This window comes from Bacillus pfraonensis (assembly GCF_050768835.1).
Classification (GTDB): domain Bacteria; phylum Bacillota; class Bacilli; order Bacillales; family Bacillaceae_G; genus Bacillus_A; species Bacillus_A pfraonensis.
Genome location: NZ_JAHCDO010000029.1, coordinates 25,513 through 42,827, shown reverse-complemented (window position 1 = coordinate 42,827; position 17,315 = coordinate 25,513). Strand labels below are relative to the sequence as shown.

Annotated in this window: 17 protein-coding genes and 1 pseudogene; 16 read left to right on the top strand and 2 right to left on the bottom strand. The window is 35.4% G+C overall.

Going from position 1 to position 17,315, the window contains the following annotated elements; genetic code table 11:
• Position 1: 1 nt before the first annotated feature.
• The 10 genes from KFD70_RS22885 (at position 2) to KFD70_RS22840 (ending at position 10,411) form a co-directional block, all read left to right on the top strand.
• Positions 2 to 655: a TetR/AcrR family transcriptional regulator gene (locus KFD70_RS22885; protein ID WP_336454034.1), complete on the top strand. Its 654-nt coding sequence runs from the start codon at positions 2 to 4 to the stop codon at positions 653 to 655.
• Positions 656 to 659: 4 nt separating this feature from the next.
• Entirely contained in the window at positions 660 to 1,628 is a 969-nt protein-coding gene (locus KFD70_RS22880; RefSeq protein ID WP_431613424.1) for a YbgA family protein, read from the top strand.
• A 215-nt stretch (positions 1,629 to 1,843) separates the two neighbouring features.
• Entirely contained in the window at positions 1,844 to 2,989 is a 1,146-nt protein-coding gene (locus KFD70_RS22875; RefSeq protein WP_336454033.1) for an acyl-CoA dehydrogenase, read from the top strand.
• A gap of 14 nt (positions 2,990 to 3,003) precedes the next feature.
• Positions 3,004 to 4,341, top strand: a complete 1,338-nt coding sequence (locus tag KFD70_RS22870) for an acetyl-CoA carboxylase biotin carboxylase subunit (RefSeq protein WP_336454032.1) — start codon at positions 3,004 to 3,006, stop codon at positions 4,339 to 4,341.
• Between the two features lie 27 nt (positions 4,342 to 4,368).
• Positions 4,369 to 4,584 carry an acetyl-CoA carboxylase biotin carboxyl carrier protein subunit gene (locus tag KFD70_RS22865; RefSeq protein WP_002056745.1) on the top strand — a complete coding sequence of 72 codons (216 nt, stop codon included), beginning with the start codon at positions 4,369 to 4,371 and terminating at the stop codon, positions 4,582 to 4,584.
• Positions 4,585 to 4,606: 22 nt separating this feature from the next.
• Entirely contained in the window at positions 4,607 to 5,518 is a 912-nt protein-coding gene (locus KFD70_RS22860; RefSeq protein ID WP_336454031.1) for a hydroxymethylglutaryl-CoA lyase, read from the top strand.
• Positions 5,519 to 5,522: 4 nt separating this feature from the next.
• Positions 5,523 to 6,311, top strand: a complete 789-nt coding sequence (locus KFD70_RS22855) for an enoyl-CoA hydratase (RefSeq protein WP_336454030.1) — start codon at positions 5,523 to 5,525, stop codon at positions 6,309 to 6,311.
• Between the two features lie 2 nt (positions 6,312 to 6,313).
• A complete protein-coding gene (locus tag KFD70_RS22850; protein WP_336454029.1) occupies positions 6,314 to 7,855 on the top strand; it encodes an acyl-CoA carboxylase subunit beta in 1,542 nt (513 codons plus the stop codon).
• A 48-nt stretch (positions 7,856 to 7,903) separates the two neighbouring features.
• Positions 7,904 to 9,844, top strand: coding sequence for an AMP-binding protein (locus tag KFD70_RS22845; RefSeq protein WP_431613423.1), 1,941 nt, complete (start codon positions 7,904 to 7,906; stop codon positions 9,842 to 9,844).
• A gap of 159 nt (positions 9,845 to 10,003) precedes the next feature.
• Positions 10,004 to 10,411 carry a hypothetical protein gene (locus tag KFD70_RS22840; protein WP_336454027.1) on the top strand — a complete coding sequence of 136 codons (408 nt, stop codon included), beginning with the start codon at positions 10,004 to 10,006 and terminating at the stop codon, positions 10,409 to 10,411.
• Between the two features lie 378 nt (positions 10,412 to 10,789).
• Here KFD70_RS22840 and KFD70_RS22835 read toward each other — a convergent pair whose 3' ends face one another.
• The gene (locus tag KFD70_RS22835; protein WP_336454026.1) at positions 10,790 to 11,467 is read right to left on the bottom strand and encodes an ArsR/SmtB family transcription factor; all 678 of its coding nucleotides are present in this window, start codon (positions 11,465 to 11,467) and stop codon (positions 10,790 to 10,792) included.
• A 95-nt stretch (positions 11,468 to 11,562) separates the two neighbouring features.
• On the opposite strand from KFD70_RS22835, the gene KFD70_RS22830 reads away from it, so the two are divergent.
• The 4 genes and pseudogenes from KFD70_RS22830 to KFD70_RS22815 all read left to right on the top strand — a co-directional run bounded on the left by KFD70_RS22830 (position 11,563) and on the right by KFD70_RS22815 (position 13,894).
• Positions 11,563 to 12,183: a flavin reductase family protein gene (locus KFD70_RS22830; RefSeq protein WP_336454025.1), complete on the top strand. Its 621-nt coding sequence runs from the start codon at positions 11,563 to 11,565 to the stop codon at positions 12,181 to 12,183.
• Between the two features lie 92 nt (positions 12,184 to 12,275).
• Positions 12,276 to 12,374, top strand: a pseudogene (locus tag KFD70_RS22825) (DinB family protein); the annotation flags it as partial.
• A gap of 45 nt (positions 12,375 to 12,419) precedes the next feature.
• Positions 12,420 to 12,950, top strand: a complete 531-nt coding sequence (locus KFD70_RS22820; RefSeq protein ID WP_336454024.1) for an AAA family ATPase — start codon at positions 12,420 to 12,422, stop codon at positions 12,948 to 12,950.
• Between the two features lie 170 nt (positions 12,951 to 13,120).
• Entirely contained in the window at positions 13,121 to 13,894 is a 774-nt protein-coding gene (locus tag KFD70_RS22815) for a glycosyltransferase (protein ID WP_336454023.1), read from the top strand.
• A 60-nt stretch (positions 13,895 to 13,954) separates the two neighbouring features.
• On the opposite strand, the gene KFD70_RS22810 is transcribed toward KFD70_RS22815, so the two are convergent.
• Positions 13,955 to 14,965, bottom strand: a complete 1,011-nt coding sequence (locus tag KFD70_RS22810; protein ID WP_336454022.1) for a D-alanyl-D-alanine carboxypeptidase family protein — start codon at positions 14,963 to 14,965, stop codon at positions 13,955 to 13,957.
• Positions 14,966 to 15,304: 339 nt separating this feature from the next.
• On the opposite strand from KFD70_RS22810, the gene KFD70_RS22805 reads away from it, so the two are divergent.
• Together KFD70_RS22805 and KFD70_RS22800 are read left to right on the top strand one after the other, a co-directional pair.
• Positions 15,305 to 16,672: a short-chain fatty acid transporter gene (locus KFD70_RS22805; RefSeq protein ID WP_336454021.1), complete on the top strand. Its 1,368-nt coding sequence runs from the start codon at positions 15,305 to 15,307 to the stop codon at positions 16,670 to 16,672.
• A gap of 182 nt (positions 16,673 to 16,854) precedes the next feature.
• On the top strand, positions 16,855 to 17,172 hold the full coding sequence (locus tag KFD70_RS22800) for an antibiotic biosynthesis monooxygenase family protein (protein WP_336454020.1): 318 nt from the start codon (positions 16,855 to 16,857) through the stop codon (positions 17,170 to 17,172).
• Positions 17,173 to 17,315: the final 143 nt, after the last annotated feature.

Here is a 17,315-nt window from a genome sequence, read left to right as displayed (position 1 = left end):
AATGAAAAATGATTGGTTGGAAGAGTTAATCGCTGGTGCAGATACAGATAAGCGTAATGAACGACAGATGCGTATATTAGAAGCGGCGGTTGATATGTTTGGACAAAAAGGATATGCATCCACTTCAACAAGTGAGATTGCAAAGCGTGCCGGTGTAGCGGAAGGAACAATCTTCCGCTACTACAAGACGAAAAAAGATTTACTATTGGCGGTTGTCATGCCAACTTTAACAAAGTTTGCTGCTCCATTTTTCGTACAAGCTTTTGCAAAAGAAATACTGGAGAATACGTATGAAACGTATGAAAAATTTTTAAGAAAAGCAATTCAAAATCGATTTGAATTTGCTAGAAAACATTTTCCGATGTTAAAAATTTTAATACAAGAAGTACCGTTTCAACCAGAATTAAAAAATGAAATACAACAATTAGTAGAGAAAGAACTTTTTTCTCGCTTTAAAAAAATAATTGTACATTTTCAGGAACAAGGACAAATTATTGAAATGCCAACTCCTTCAGTTATTCGATTTACTTTATCAGCTATAATGGGGTTAATTTTAACTCGATTTTTACTATTACCTGAAGAAGACTGGGATGATGAAGCAGAAATTGAAAATACAATTCAATTTATATTATACGGATTGACCCCACGGAGGTAATAAAATGCGACAATTTGCAAAACCAACAGTTGTTGTAAGTAAATGCCTAGAATTTGATGCTTGTCGTTATAATGGGGAAATGATTTCTGATATTACAATTCGAAATTTACAACCGTTTGTTACATTTATTCCAGTATGCCCTGAAGTAGAAATCGGATTAGGAATCCCTCGTGAAACGATTCGAGTTGTTGAAGATAGAGGAATTCACAAACTTGTACAACCTTCAACAAAAGAAGATATAACAGAGAGAATGCAAAGTTTTTCTGATCAATTTTTAAGTTCTTTACCAGATGTTGATGGTTTTATTTTAAAGAATCGTTCTCCAAGTTGTGGAACTAGAGATGTGAAAATTTATACAGGATATGAAAAATCACCAGTAAAAGAGAAGGGTACTGGTTTGTTTGGTGGCGCTGTATTAAAAAAATTTTCGCATATTGCAATAGAGGAAGAAGGTAGATTGTCGAATTTTATTATCCGCGAACACTTCTTTACTCGGCTGTTTACAGTCGCTAATTTTAAAACATTAAAACAAAATAGAGACTTGAAAGATCTCATTCATTTTCAGTCTGATTATAAATATTTATTTATGGCATATAATCAAGTGAAACAGAAAGAATTAGGGCGTATTATCGCGAATCAGAAAAAGGAAAAGATTGAAGTTGTTTTTGAAAATTATGAGAAGACTTTGCATGAATTGTTAATGCGCACACCGCGCTATACATCGAATATAAATGTATGTGAGCATATTTTTGGATACTTTAAAACGAAGTTAAAGAGACAAGAAAAAGAGCATTTTTTGGAATTGCTTCACAAGTATGCTGAAAAGAAAATTCCACTTAGCAGTTTGCTTACAATCTTAAAATCATGGGCGATTCGATTCGAAGAAAATTATTTATTACGACAAACATATTTTGAACCGTATCCAGAAGCGTTAGTGGAAATATCAGATTCAGGTAAAGGTAGAGATTATTAAAGAAAAATCGCATAATTCGACACAATTATTCCTATGTTGTTGTAGAACAATGTAGGAATTTTTTTGTGCATGAGTACAGATTCTGTTTTAAAATTAAGTTATGACAGAATTATAACAATTATCTAACTACTATTCTTGTCTTTTAAAAAGTAATGTTTGTAGTACAGACTCGCACGCTGTCGAAACTCAATATTCGATAAGGGGTGTGTAGCGGAATGGAATTTACTCTAACTCGCGAAAAACAAATGATTAAAGAAATGGTACGTGACTTTGCCGAAAAGGAAATCGCACCAAAAGCTGTGTACTATGACAAAACAGCTGAATTTCCATATGAAACGTTTCAAAAAATGGGCGAACTAGGATTATTAGGAATCCCATTCCCAGAAGAGTATGGAGGTTCTGGCGGTGATACTCTATCTTACGCGTTAGCTGTTGAAGAAATTGGCCGTGCTTGTGGCGGTACAGGTTTAAGTTATGCTGCAACAATTTCATTAGGTGCTTCTCCAATTTATTACTTTGGTACAGAAGAACAAAAGCAGAAGTATTTAGTACCAATGGCATCCGGAAAAACATTAGGTGCTTTTGGTTTAACTGAACCGAATGCTGGATCCGATGCAGGTGGCACACAAACAAAAGCATTTTTAGATGGCGATGAATATGTGATTAGTGGCGAGAAGTGTTGGATCACAAATGCTGAGTATGCAAATACAATTATTGTAACCGCTGTCAATGGTGTTGAAGAAAGTGGTAAAAAACGTATTTCTGCATTTATTGTGCCAACAAATAGTGAAGGATTAACGATTTCAAGTCCATACGATAAGATGGGTGTTCGTGCTTCTAATACTTGCGAAATCGTACTTGATAGCGTTCGTGTGCCAAAAGAAAATATTCTTGGTGATGTAAATAAAGGATTTAAACAATTCTTATATACACTTGATGGAGGGCGTATTTCAATTGCAGCATTAGCTGTAGGGATTGCACAGTCTGCTTTTGAGCGTGCACTTCAATATGCAAAAGAGCGCCAACAATTCGGAAAAACGATTTCTAATTTCCAAGCGATTCAATTTAAATTGGCAGATATGGCTACTGAAGTGGAATTGGCACGTAATTTAGTACATAAAGCAGCTTGGTTAAAAGATCATGATAAACCTTTCGGTAAAGAAGCAGCTATGGCAAAGTTATTTGCATCTGAAGCAGCAAGTCGTATTGCGAATCAAGCCGTGCAAATTCACGGTGGATATGGTTATATGCGTGAATATGAAGTTGAGCGTCATATTCGTGATGCAAAACTTTTAGAAATTGGTGAAGGAACTTCTGAAATTCAACGTCTCGTAATCGCAAGACATTTAGGGTGTAGATAAAAGGAGGACTCACTATGTTTCAAAAAATATTAATCGCTAATCGCGGGGAAATCGCAGTTCGAATTATTAAAACTTGTCGAAAGCTTGGAATTCGTACCGTTGCTATTTATTCCGAGGCAGATGAAAATGCACTTCATGTAAAACTAGCAAATGAGGCTTATTTAGTTGGTGGCCCGCGTGTTCAAGAGAGTTATTTAAACCTTGAAAAGATAATTGAAATTGCTAAGAAAACAAATGCGGAAGCGATTCATCCGGGATATGGATTATTGTCAGAAAATCCTTCCTTCGCGATTCGCTGTAAAGAAGAAGGGATTGTATTTATCGGTCCTTCTGAAGAAATTATTGCTAAAATGGGAAGCAAAATTGAATCACGTTTGGCAATGCAAGAGGCAAATGTTCCAGTTGTACCAGGCATTACAACAAATATTGAAACTGCTGAAGAAGCAATTGAAATCGCAAAACAAATTGGTTATCCATTAATGTTGAAGGCATCCGCGGGCGGCGGAGGCATTGGAATGCAGTTGATGGAAACTGAGCAAACGCTCACCAAGGCGTTTGAAAGTAATAAAACGCGTGCGCAAAACTTCTTTGGTAATGGTGAAATGTACTTAGAACGATATATTGCAGACGCACATCATATCGAAATTCAGCTTTTAGCTGATACTCATGGAAATACAGTGTATTTATGGGAACGGGAGTGCTCTGTACAGCGTCGAAATCAAAAAGTGATTGAAGAAGCACCGTCTCCATTTTTAGATGAAGAGACACGTAAAGAAATGGGAGAAGTTGCTATACAAGCAGCAAAAGCTCTTGGTTATACGAATGCGGGTACTGTTGAATTCCTTGTAGATGACAAGAAAAACTTCTATTTCTTAGAAATGAACACAAGATTACAAGTGGAGCATCCTGTTACAGAAGAAATTACTGGACTAGACCTTGTAGAACAACAATTACTTATTGCATCTGGTGAAAAACTCTCCTTTACACAGGAGGATATAAATCTTAGTGGTCATGCCATTGAAGCACGTATTTATGCGGAAGATCCAAAAACATTCTTCCCATCACCTGGGAAAATTACGGATATAACATTACCAGAAACAGTGCGCATTGATCACTTTTTAGAAAATAATGTGACAATTACACCGTTTTATGATCCGATGATTGCAAAAGTAATTGCTCATGGTGAAACGCGTGAAGAAGCAATTCGAAAATTACAGGATGCACTTCAAAACTTGAAAGTAGCAGGTATTAAGACAAATACATCCATGCTACTCCAAGTGCTAGAAGATGAAGTCTTCCAAAGTGGTATTTATACAACAGGTTTTGTAACAAAACAACTTGTAAAAAAATAAGGTTCATGAATATTAAAGGGGGAAAAAATGATGACAAAAGTGTATGCATCGATGGCAGGTAATGTTTGGAAAATTGTTGTGGGAGTAGGAGATACAGTAGAAGAAGAACAGGATGTCGTCATTTTGGAATCTATGAAAATGGAAATTCCAATCGTTTCAGAAGAAGCTGGCACAGTCATGAAAATTAATGTGCAAGAGGGCGATTTTGTAAATGAAGGAGATGTATTAGTAGAGATTGAATAGGGAGAAGAAGGGGTGAAATGTATTGAAGCTACCTACTTTTGCTGTCATTAAAGAAGTGGGACCACGTGATGGTTTGCAAAATGAAAAGCAAATTGTTGGCACAAAAGATAAAGTGAAATGGATTCAATTACTTTCAGAAGCTGGATTATCATATATTGAAGTTTCCTCTTTCGTTCACCCAAAATGGATTCCTGCTTTAGCTGATGCGGGTGATGTATTCGCAGAGTTAAAGCGGAATTCAGATGTTACATATGCTGCGCTTGTTCCAAATCAAAATGGTTTGGAACGAGCTCTTTTGCAAAATGTAGATGAGGTGAATGTTTTTTTATCAGCAAGTGAGTCACATAATAAAAGCAATATCAATAAGTCCATTAAAGAAGCATTATCTGTCGTGCAAGATATTACAAAGCAAGCACAGTTCGCAGGTAAAAGAGTAAGAGGTTACGTTTCTACTGTTTTTGGTTGTCCTTATGAAGGAGACGTGAGCATTGATGCTGTAGATGAACTATGTAATCAACTCTTTTCATACGGTATTTATGAAGTTTCTCTTGGAGATACGATTGGTGTAGCAAATCCATTGCAAGTAGAGCGTGTGTTAGAGCATTTACTAAAAAAATATGATTCTTCTCAATTTGCAATGCATTTTCATAATACGTACGGGATGGCGCTTGCGAATGTTGTTAAATCATTAGAGTACGGCATTACAACATTTGATAGTTCTTGTGGCGGTCTTGGCGGTTGTCCTTATGCACCAGGAGCATCAGGAAATATCGCGACTGATGATTTAGTACATATGCTCCATAAAATGGGCGTACAAACAAATATAAATGAAGAAAAATTATTAAGGGCTAGCCAATTTATTCAAAGCAAGCTAAATATTCAATTGCCAAGTCATGTGTATAAAGCATTGCAACATAAAACAATAAGTAGGTGATCAAATGCTACAATTACAAAACATTTCAGTAGAGTATGTAACACCACATATCGTAAAAATAACATTAAATCGCCAGCAACAAGCAAACTCATTATCTCTTGCACTATTAGAAGAGTTGCAATCTACATTAAGTCATATTAATGAGAATTCCAATGTTCGTGTTGTCATTTTAACAGGCTATGGTGAAAAAGCATTTTGTGCTGGAGCAGATTTAAAAGAACGTGCCAATATGAATGAAGATCAAGTACGTCATGCAGTTGGGATGATTCGTTCTACAATGGATATGATTGAGCAATTATCACAACCTGTTATTGCTGCAATAAATGGAATTGCACTTGGTGGTGGTACCGAATTAAGTTTAGCGTGTGATTTTAGAATTGCAGCAGAAACAGCGAGCCTTGGACTCACTGAAACATCTTTAGCTATTATCCCAGGAGCTGGTGGTACGCAGCGTCTGCCAAGATTAATTGGTGTCGGCAGGGCAAAGGAATTAATTTATACGGCGAGACGCATTTCAGCGCATGAAGCAAAGGAATATGGAATGGTCGAGTTCGTTGTACCAGCTAACTTACTAGAAGAAAAAGCAATTGAAATAGCAGAACGCATTGCTAGTAACGGCCCAATTGCTATTCGATTAGCAAAACAAGCAATCTCAAATGGTATACAAGTAGATTTGCATACCGGATTACAAATGGAAAAGCAAGCGTATGAAGGCGTAATTCATACGAAAGATCGATTAGAAGGATTACAAGCATTTAAGGAAAAACGTAAACCGATGTATAAGGGGGAGTAACTGTGCTAGAACAAAAACAACAATCGAATTCATTTGCAGAACGTGTTGAAACAATTAAACAAGGCGGAGCACCAAAATATCATGAGCAAAATAAAGCGAAAGGAAAAATCTTTGTTCGAGATCGTTTAGCTCTTCTATTTGATAACGGTGAGTATGTAGAAGATGCATTATTTGCAAATTGTGAGCAAACAGGTTTACCAGCGGATGGTGTTGTAACGGCAACAGGGAAAATACATGGCCGCACTGTATGTGTTATGGCAAATGATTCAACAGTTAAGGCAGGATCTTGGGGTTCTCGTACTGTTGAAAAGATTTTACGTATCCAGGAGACAGCAGAAAAATTACGTGTACCACTTTTCTATCTCGTTGATTCTGCAGGTGCACGTATTACTGACCAAGTTGAAATGTTCCCAGGCCGCCGCGGCGCAGGACGCATTTTTTATAACCAAGTGAAGCTATCAGGTAAGGTGCCACAAATTTGTTTACTATTTGGTCCATCAGCAGCTGGCGGTGCTTATATTCCAGCTTTCTGTGACGTTGTTATGATGGTGGAGGGAAATGCTTCTATGTATTTAGGTTCTCCGCGTATGGCTGAGATGGTTATTGGTGAAAAAGTAACACTAGAGGAAATGGGCGGCGCTCGTATGCATTGTTCCGTATCAGGATGCGGCGATGTTTTATGTAAGACAGAAGAAGATGCAATTGCTCAGGCAAGACAGTATATTTCTTACTTCCCAAGTAATTACCAAGAAAATGCTCCTAAGGTAACACCTCAAGAACCAAAGCAATTCGAAAAAACGTTAGAACAAATCATCCCAGAAAATCAAAATGCACCTTTTAATATGAAAGATCTTATTAATCGTATTATCGATGAAGGTTCTTTCTTTGAAGTAAAAAAATTATTTGCACAAGAACTTATTACAGGGTTAGGACGAATCGATGGGAAACCTATTGGTATTGTTGCAAACCAACCACGCATGAAAGGTGGCGTATTATTCCACGATTCTGCCGATAAAGCAGCGAAGTTTATTAATTTATGTGATGCGTATCATATTCCATTATTATTCCTTGCCGATGTACCTGGGTTTATGATTGGAACGAAAGTTGAAAGAGCTGGTATTATTCGTCACGGTGCAAAAATGATTTCTGCAATGAGTGAAGCGACAGTACCGAAAATTTCAATCGTTGTTCGGAAAGCATATGGTGCTGGTCTATATGCAATGGCAGGTCCAGCTTTCGAGCCTGATTGCTGTCTTGCTTTGCCGACGGCTTCTATTGCTGTAATGGGACCTGAAGCTGCCGTTAATGCTGTATATGCAAACAAAATTGCAGCGTTGCCAGAAGAAGAACGTGCGAGCTTTATTGCAGAAAAACGTGAAGAGTATAAACAAGATATTGATATTTACCGTCTAGCATCTGAAATGGTAATTGATGGTATTGTTCATCCGAATGATTTACGTGAAGAGTTAAAGAAACGCTTTGACATGTACATGAGTAAATATCAAGTGTTTACAGATCGAAAACATCCAGTTTATCCAGTATAAAAGCCCTATTTAGGGCTTTCTTGTTCGAAAAATGAGGAGGGGAAAACATTGAAGCAAGCCGTTTGGTTTCCAACAGAAGAATATAAAGACAAAACACGTTTATACGGGTGGATGAAATCGCTTGGTTATGAAGATTATGAAGCATTTTATGATAAGTCAATTGAAGAAACTGCATGGTTTTGGGGGGAAGCAGAACGTGCAGTTGGTTATCAATGGATGAAGCCGTATACAGAAGTATTAGATTTAGCAAACGGTACACCGTTTGCACAGTGGTATAAAGATGGGACATGTAATGTAGTAGAATCTGTGGTATCTCGTTGGCTTGCAGATGAAGAGACAAAACAACAACTTGCCCTCATGTACGAAGGCGAAGATGGCACAACAAAATCATTTACATATGAAGAACTTGATAGTTGGGTGAGTCGTGTTGCCAATGGATTGAAACATATGGGTATTGAGAAAGGTGATCGCGTAACAATTTACATGCCAATGATTCCAGAGACAGTTGTTGCCATGCTGGCAGTAATGAAAATAGGTGCGATTATTTCCCCGATTTTTTCTGGGTTTGCAGCTGATGCAGTTATGACGCGTGTACAAGCAGCAGGATCAAAAATGATTATTACAGCCGATGGATTCTCACGTCGCGGTAAAATTGTTTCTTTAAAAGATGAGGTCGATAAAGCGTGCGAACATTGTCCATCTGTTGAAAAGGTTGTTATTGTTCGTCATGCTGGAAATGATTTTATACCTCACAATTATGATGTTTCATGGAGTGTTTTAGAAAAAGAAAAACCATTTACACATGCTGAGGAAATGAAAAGTGATGACCCGCTTATGCTCATTTATACATCTGGGACGACTGGCAAGCCGAAAGGAACGGTACACACGCACGCTGGGTTTCCTCTGAAATCGGCATTTGATGCAGGGTTTGGTATGAACATTAAGCAAGGTGATCGTGTATTATGGGTGACTGATATGGGCTGGATGATGGGGCCGTTTTTATTATTTGGCTCTCTTATTAATGGGGCAACAATGGTCATGTACGAAGGTGTTCCAGATTATCCAGAAGCAGATCAATTATGGGAAACGGTTGATCGATATCAAATTACTCATCTTGGGATTTCACCGACATTAATTCGAGCATTGATGGCAAAAGGTGATGAATATGTAAAGAAACATTCTCTAGAAAGTTTAGAAGTATTCGCATCAACGGGTGAACCTTGGAATCCAGATCCTTGGATGTGGCTTTTTGAAACAGTTGGAAAAGGGAAAGTACCAATTTGTAACTATTCAGGTGGAACAGAAATTTCTGGAGGAATATTTGGGAATGTCCTAGTTAAACCAATTGCACCGATTAGTTTTAATGCACCTTTACCTGGAATGGCAGCGGTTGTATTAGATGAACAAGGTAGTCCAATCCGTGATGAAGTTGGAGAATTATGTTTAGAAAAACCATGGGTTGGAATGACGAAAAGTTTCTGGGAAGATGATGAGCGCTACGTCAATACGTATTGGTCACGTTTTGAAAACAAATGGGTACATGGTGATTGGGTAATCTATGACGGAGAGCAATATATTATTACAGGACGTTCTGATGATACATTGAATATTGCTGGGAAGCGTATTGGGCCAGCTGAATATGAATCGATTATTGTAAAGCACCATGATGTAATCGAAGCAGCAGCAATAGGTGTACCAGATGATGTGAAAGGCGAGGTTTGTCACTGTTTCGTTGTTTTACGGGAAGGAACAATATTTACAACGGAACTCAAAAAAGAATTGATGAATTTAGTAAATTCACATATTGGGAAGGCGTTATGCCCAAAAGATATTCACGTTGTAGAAGATTTGCCGAAAACGCGCAATTCAAAAGTGATGAGACGAGTAATTAAAGCGGCGTATTTAGGTAAGGAATTGGGTGATTTATCTTCTTTAGTAAATCCAGAGGTTGTTTCATATATTCAAGGATTAAAAGCTAAACAAATATAATAATAAAAAATGAGTTCTTTATAAAGAGCTCATTTTTTTATTGTCTTTATTTTAAACAAAATATAGGACAGTTGTTTGTTTTCTTGTATCTATGTGTTTGTCTCTATCACTTTATTTCTTTTTACATAATTTATAGTAAAAGGATAAAGGGGTGAAATTATGGGTTGTCGTGAAGGTTGGTATGAAAAAAAATATTCTAAGTGTAGTGATTCAAAAAGGCGTTCTAAATGCTGGAATGATCATGATGATGACTGTTGGAAAGAATTTAAGGAGTGCAAAAAAGATCGAAATGAAAAATGCGATTGTTGTTGCACAACTGGTATCTTCCAGACACTAAGAGCATTAAGAGGTAGAACTGTAGTTATTGCACTTAGAGGTGTATTAACAACAATTACTGGTACTGTTGTATCGGTAAATTGTGATGTTGTTACTCTAACAATAGCAGGCCCTCCAGTTGCAACGCTCACACTATCTCTTTGTGAGATAATTGCAGTACTTGAAGTGCCACCAACTCCTGCTGCAGAAGTTCCAGCAGAGTTTCGTAATCTTTTAAATGGTAATAACTAGCTTATTATGTTTAAAAAGAGGTTGTTTACTTTGTAAATGGCCTCTTTTTATATCATTCTCTAAATTTTGAAAGTGATCTTATATGAGATAAAATTGGAATTCATATTAATTAGTTAATATATGAGTAATACATATGTTTTTGATGATTTTTACAATTGTACAAGCACTTTTCATTCTCTTACATATAGTATTGAATAGAGTTCATTATTTTCATGGATTCTACGACAGCTCCACCCCCTAACAAGTAACACGGCTACCATAATCATATTAGATTCTATCATTTATGATGACTGGTAAGAAGTAAAACTCGTAACCTTTGTAATATAGGGAAGCGAGTTTTCTTCTGTATATGAGGGGATGGATTTTTTTATAGAAGCTTTACTTTATAAGAAATGTACTAAATATTTGTTGCTTGCCTAAAGGAGTTACATATACAGCTCTCGTTTCCAATGCTCTTGTAATCCATTTGCGTTCTATCATTCTTTCTAATATTGCATTTCCTAAGGATCCTGCTATATGATGTTGCCGTTCACTCCAGTCTAAGCAACACTTTGAAAAAAACCTTCTTTTTTTATGTAACGAATCTAAATCAATACCAAAACTTACGAAAAATTCTTGTCCTTTTTTCGTTACTTTAAATTGTAAATCTTCCTTAATTAATATGTTGTTATTTAAAAGCGAATTTGTAATTTCAACACCTAACTTTCCAGCTAAGTGGTCATAACAAGTTCTGGCATATTGAATTTCTTTAGACTCCTTTGATTGCTTAAAGGATCGAATTGGTTCTGGAGGAGTTAGATATAGTATTTTTTCTAATGATTCTGCTATTTCATGATTGGCTATTTTGTAATAACGGTGTCTACCATGTTTTTCAACATCTATAATCTGTGCTTCATATAGTTTTTGAAGATGAAAACTAGCTGTTTGTGGTTGGATTTTTGCGGCATTTGCTAATTCAGTAGCTGGATGTGGACGACCATCCAAAAGTTGAACTAGAATTGTTGCTCGTGATGTATCGCTAATAAGATAAGCTATTTTTGCTACATTTACATTCATTTGCATCACTCCTTATTTTACATCCATATTTCGATGATAATGGAATTATTTGTGTTTTACAATGTAAATGAAGAAATAAGAATAGGAGTGATTTTATGGATTTCTCATTTCAACAAGGTTCCTGTAAAGAAATTAAACCAAAAATTTTATATTACGGAATGCCAATTTATTTATTATCAACATTAAATGAAGATGGAACAACAAATATAAGTCCAATGTCTTCTTCATGGGCTTTAGGTAACTATATTATTTTAGGTGTTGGACTTGGAGGGAAATCAATTGAAAATCTTGAAAGAAATAGAGAGTGTGTAATTAATTTACCTTCTTCATTGCAGTGGGAGCAAGTAGAAAAAATTGCGCCTTATACAGGGGTGGAAAATATCCCGGTTTATAAACAAGAAATGGGATTTACATATCAAAAAGATAAATTTACAATAGCCGGTTTTACACCATGTGATTCACAATTCGTAAAGCCAAAGCGTATTCAAGAATGTCCACTACAAATTGAAGTAAAGGTAAAAGAAATTCGAATTCCTGAATATGATCCTTTCTTTGCAATTGTTGAAGCGGAAGTCATTCGTGTTCACGCGCATGAAGAGATTATAAAAGGAGAAAATCATATTAATCCACAAAAATGGAGTCCGTTATTTTATAACTTTAGACATTATTTTTCAATAGGAGAAGAGTTAGGAAGGAATTATCGAGCAGAAAGTTAAAAATACGTGTTTTCAAGTAGAGGTGTAAGAGAAATTGATTGAACTTAAATATTTTGAAAGAAGCGATTTTAAACAATTAATTGATGCCCTGACATGAAATCCATCATATTGGTCAATTATCTATTTGGGCAAGAGAGTTGAATTTTCAGCCTGTTTCAGCAAATTTAATTAGAAGAGGTTTAATGGAGTAAACAGAGAAATCTATTTTGTAAAAAATCTATAAAGTGGTGGTTGTCTTGAAAAGTATTATACCTAATAAAATTCATATCATTGGTTCTGTTGGAAGTGGAAAAACAACCTTAGCAAGAGGATTGTCTTCTCAACTAAATATTTCTTATTATGAGTTAGATAATATTGTTTGGAGAAGGACTAAAAATGGAGATGTAAGAAATACACCTGAGGAAAGAGATGAACAACTTTCTACTATTGTACATTCAGATGCTTGGATTGTTGAAGGTGCCCATCATCAATGGGTATCACAAAGCTTTCAAAGTGCAGAATTAATTATATTTTTAGATGTAAGTGTAGCTAAGAGGATAGCCAGAATAATAAAAAGATTTATTTTGCAGTTACTTAATTTAGAAAAGGCTAACTATACACCTACATTTGAAATGTTTATGAAAATGTTTAAGTGGACAAATGATTTTGAAAAAAATAGTAAAAAAGAGATTCTAAATATGTTGAGACAACATAAGGATAAGTTAGTTATTTTAAAAGATAATACAGAGATTGAGTTATCAAGAATAGGAATACCAATTTTGTATTGAACGATTTTATATAATGATGGTTGTCATAAAGCCAAAAACACCGAGACGTTATGCGAAAATCTTGAATTTTGGTGTTTTTTATTCACATTGATAAATCGATGTGAATAAAAAATTTGTTCTATAGTAAGAGAATGAATTAATATAAGGAATTTGTACTGGAGAGATGTGATATGGATAGAGGGAGTTGTTTTACACAGGGAGATAGTGAACAAGATATTAAGTTTTCTATTATAATACCCGCACATAATGAAGAAAGGTATATTGCTAGATGTCTTGATTCCATTGTGGCTGCATCAAAACTTTATAAAGATCAGGTTGAAGTTATCGTTGTACTAAATCGCTGTAGTGATCGAACAGAAGAAATTGCACAGTCATATTATTGCATAACTGTACAAGATGAAAACAAAAACCTTTCTAAAATAAGAAATGCTGGTGCAAAAATAGCTAGAGGAGAAATCATTGTTACAATAGATGCAGATAGCTGGATGAGTGAGAATATGTTGAGTGAAATAGAAAAGCATTTAATGACTGGAAAATATATAGGTGGGGGCGTTAAAGGAAAGTTTGAACGTATTTCACTAGGAATTATAGTATCGGGATTATTTTTAATTATTCCTCTCATTTTTAAATATGGGTTCATATCAGTTGGGATGTTTTGGTGTTATAGGAAAGACTTTAATGCAATTGGTGGTTTTAATGAAAGTTTGTTAATGGCTGAGGATGCAGAATTTGCGATGCGTTTAAAAAAACATGGTAAGACGTGTGGGAAAAAATTCACTACGATAAAGAAAGCTTATATGACAACTTCATGTAGAAAATTTGATGAACACGGTGATTGGGCATTGATAAAGAGACCTCAAATTATTTTTGCATACTTAAAGGGGACAAATAGAAAATATGCAAATGAGTTATATTATGAAAAAGAAAAAGAAAAAGAAAACTAGAGATAAACCGACTTGTTTTGAAAATGCAAGTCGGTTTTTTATGTAAAAGAGGCTTTGAAATTAAAAATCCTCTGAATCTTTTTTTTGTATATGTACTAATAGTAAAACAGCAATAACAAGAAAAATTATTAGTGTTTGTAAAAATAGATTTTCAAACTGAAGCATAGATATCCAAGATTTCACATAATCTTTAATGGATTGAAGAGATGGAAGATGAGCAGGCTCGGAACCATAAGTAAATAGTTTTTTGGTTTCGATAAATGCGCTATTTTCTCCATTTGCCTCTATTACAATGGAAATAAATCTTTTGTTTCCCTGTTTTACTGTGCCCGCAAAACTATATCCAGCGGTACTTGAAAAGCTAGTTTGTAAACCATCGACACCTTTAAATTTCACATTGCTATCAAGTGAATACAACATTTTATTTGTATTGAAAACATGTATATCTTTGAAAGTGAATTGATAAGAGGTTAATTGAGCGATTTCCAATATCATAGGATAATCTGTTATTAAATGCTGGGCTAATTGTGAGGCATCTAAGACTGTTATTTTAGATTTTTCTTCTTTATTCATTATGCCAGTTGCATTGGCGAAATAAGTTTTATTAGATAATCCCAATTGTTCCGCTTTTTCATTCATTAAATGCGTAAAGTTTTTTTCGTTTTTGGAAATATGTTCTGCTAAAGATACAGCCGCGCGATTGTCAGATGCAAGAACCATTGCATGAAATAAATCGAGAACTGTTATTTGATCTTTAGTAGTTATATCAATATTATTTCCTTCGGTTTGAGTAGAATGATTACTTATTTTCACATGATCATCCCATTTTATTGTTCCTTTATGTATTTGTTCTAGTACAATATACTCTGTCATCATTTTTGATAAACTAGCTGAAGGAAAAGGGGTATCTTCATTTTTTTTATATACAATTTCTCCTGATTTTGCATCTATTAAAATAGCTGATTGCGCTTGAATTGAAGGTCCATTTACATAGAAATAAAAATAAAAAACAAGAATTGCAGTAATAAGAAAAGACAAGATAAGAAGCATCAATTTCTTGAAATGTTGCATAAGCGATCCTCCTTGTATATCGATATTACTAGTGTAAAAATTAATAGTTAACTAGGGGGAAAGAAAAGTTAAAGAATTTCTAAAGAATTATAAGGAAAATATAAAGATTGGATAATTATGGTCATGATGAGGGAGGAAATGTACTTTCATTCATATTTAAACATAAAGAAGATTAGGCATTAGAAGACAGAAGTAAATTATGAGATAGAAATAGCAGTTAGAGATGAAAAATCCCTTTGAGTCCAGTGGGGAAAGAATCTGTATGCATAAAGGAATTTATCTCCTTTTGTGGAATGTTATTCATATTTACCTAATTAAAATTTGGAAAGGAGAATATTTATGAAGCATTCCCTGTTGGAGAAGAATACAAATCCAATAAAGAAAGAATCATTACTTACAAGGTGTGCAAATGTATTTTCGAGGTGGTCTCAGAAATATGTCCCGGATGCCTTTGTTATCGCTGTGCTGCTCACTTTATTCACTTTCATGGTAGCCTTGTTGATGAACCCTACAAAGCCATACGCAATCGTAAAATCTTGGGGGGATGGTTTTTGGACTTATTTAACTTTTACAATGCAAATGGTATTGCTAATGGTTACGGGGATGACGTTAGCTTCCGTCCCGTTTATTAATAGAGGTTTGCAGTCTGTTGCCAAGTTAGCCGACACACCTCAAAAGGCTTATACGATGACATTTTTGATCAGTGCAATTGCATACTATATCAATTGGGGATTAGCAGTAGTTGTAGGAGCAATCATTGCGAAGGAAGTAGCGAAAAAAAATCCAGATGCACATTTTCCATTACTCGTTGCAGCCGCTTATGCTCCGACAGCCTTATATAGCGCAGGCCTCTCCAGTTCCATTGGCTTGACAATTGCCACAAAAGATCATTTTCTTGCAGATATGATTGGAATTATTCCTACCTCACAAACAATCTTTAGCTACTCTACTCTAATTATTTTTTTCACTCTATTCATCACGATGCCAATTATTATCGTACTTATGGCTCCAAAAAGCGGAATTATTAGGTATAAAGCACCCGAAATAGATACAAATTCTTTTGTAAAACCACCTCAAAAGGATTTAACTACTGCGGAAAAATTGGAATGGACACCGGTTTTAGGAATAGTATTAGGTATGATCGGCACGTTGTATTGTGTGTATGAATTCATGAATGGTCGTAGCTTAGATTTAAATATCATTAATTTGTTTTTCTTATCACTCGGTTTACTACTACATGGTTCTCTTGGCAATTTTGCACAAGGATTCAAAGAATCCGCGCAATCCATTTCTCCAATTATCCTACAGTTTCCGTTTTATGCAGGAATTATTGCTGTTTTAGGAAGTTCAGGATTGGGAAGCTCTATCATCGAATGGATGGCATCCATTGCGTCAAAGGATACATTTGATATTTTTACATATTGGTCAGCGGGATTGGTGAACTTATTGGCGCCATCTGGCGGAGGGCAATGGGCTTTGCAAGGACCACTGCAGGTCCCAGCAGGGTTGAAGCTAGGTGTAGATCCAGCTACTATCGCTATGGCGGTAGGATGGGGGGACGCATGGACAAATCTGATTCAGCCGTTCTGGGCACTACCTCTATTAGGAGTGCTAGGGTTGAAAATTAAAGATATCATGGGCTATTGTTTTATTCTCTGCATTTGGGTCGGGATTGTTACAAGTTTATTGATGTTATTTGTATATTAGCTTGAATAGGAATACGCATTGCTATCAAGTTAAGGTATTGAAATATCCTTAAAATGAAAGTAAAACTAATCTAAAAGTACGGGAGGGATATTTATGAACAACCTAGATTTCAGTATCAATTTTCCGGATATACATGATATTTCATGTAGAAAAGGTGATTTTTTACTTCAAGGGGGATGTAGATGAAATCTAATAAAGTAATAGTGTGGATTAATGTATTTACTGCCAAACCAGGTAAACTAGATGAATTAGTTGCTATCCAAGCTGAAGAATTACTTAACTTTAAGAGGAAAGGTATTCCTGGTTGGATTAGTAGTCGTTGGCATCGATCTGTTGATAATAATAAGGCAATTATGATGACTACTTTTGAGAGTATTGAATATCATAAAAACTGGTTAGAGAAAAATGACTTCTCCGAACATTTAAACAAGATTAAGCACCTAATTGAAGGAGTAGAAGGTGGGTACTATACGTTAGTGGAAAACATTGAAAATATGTAAACCATTTATCCCGCACTAACGGCCCAATTGGTGAGGGCTGATTAAAGTTTCACTTTATATTCTAGATCTTTATTTTTCACCTTGATAGTGAAAATTCGATATACTGTAAAAGCCCATGGAAAAACTCCATGGGCTTCATCAAG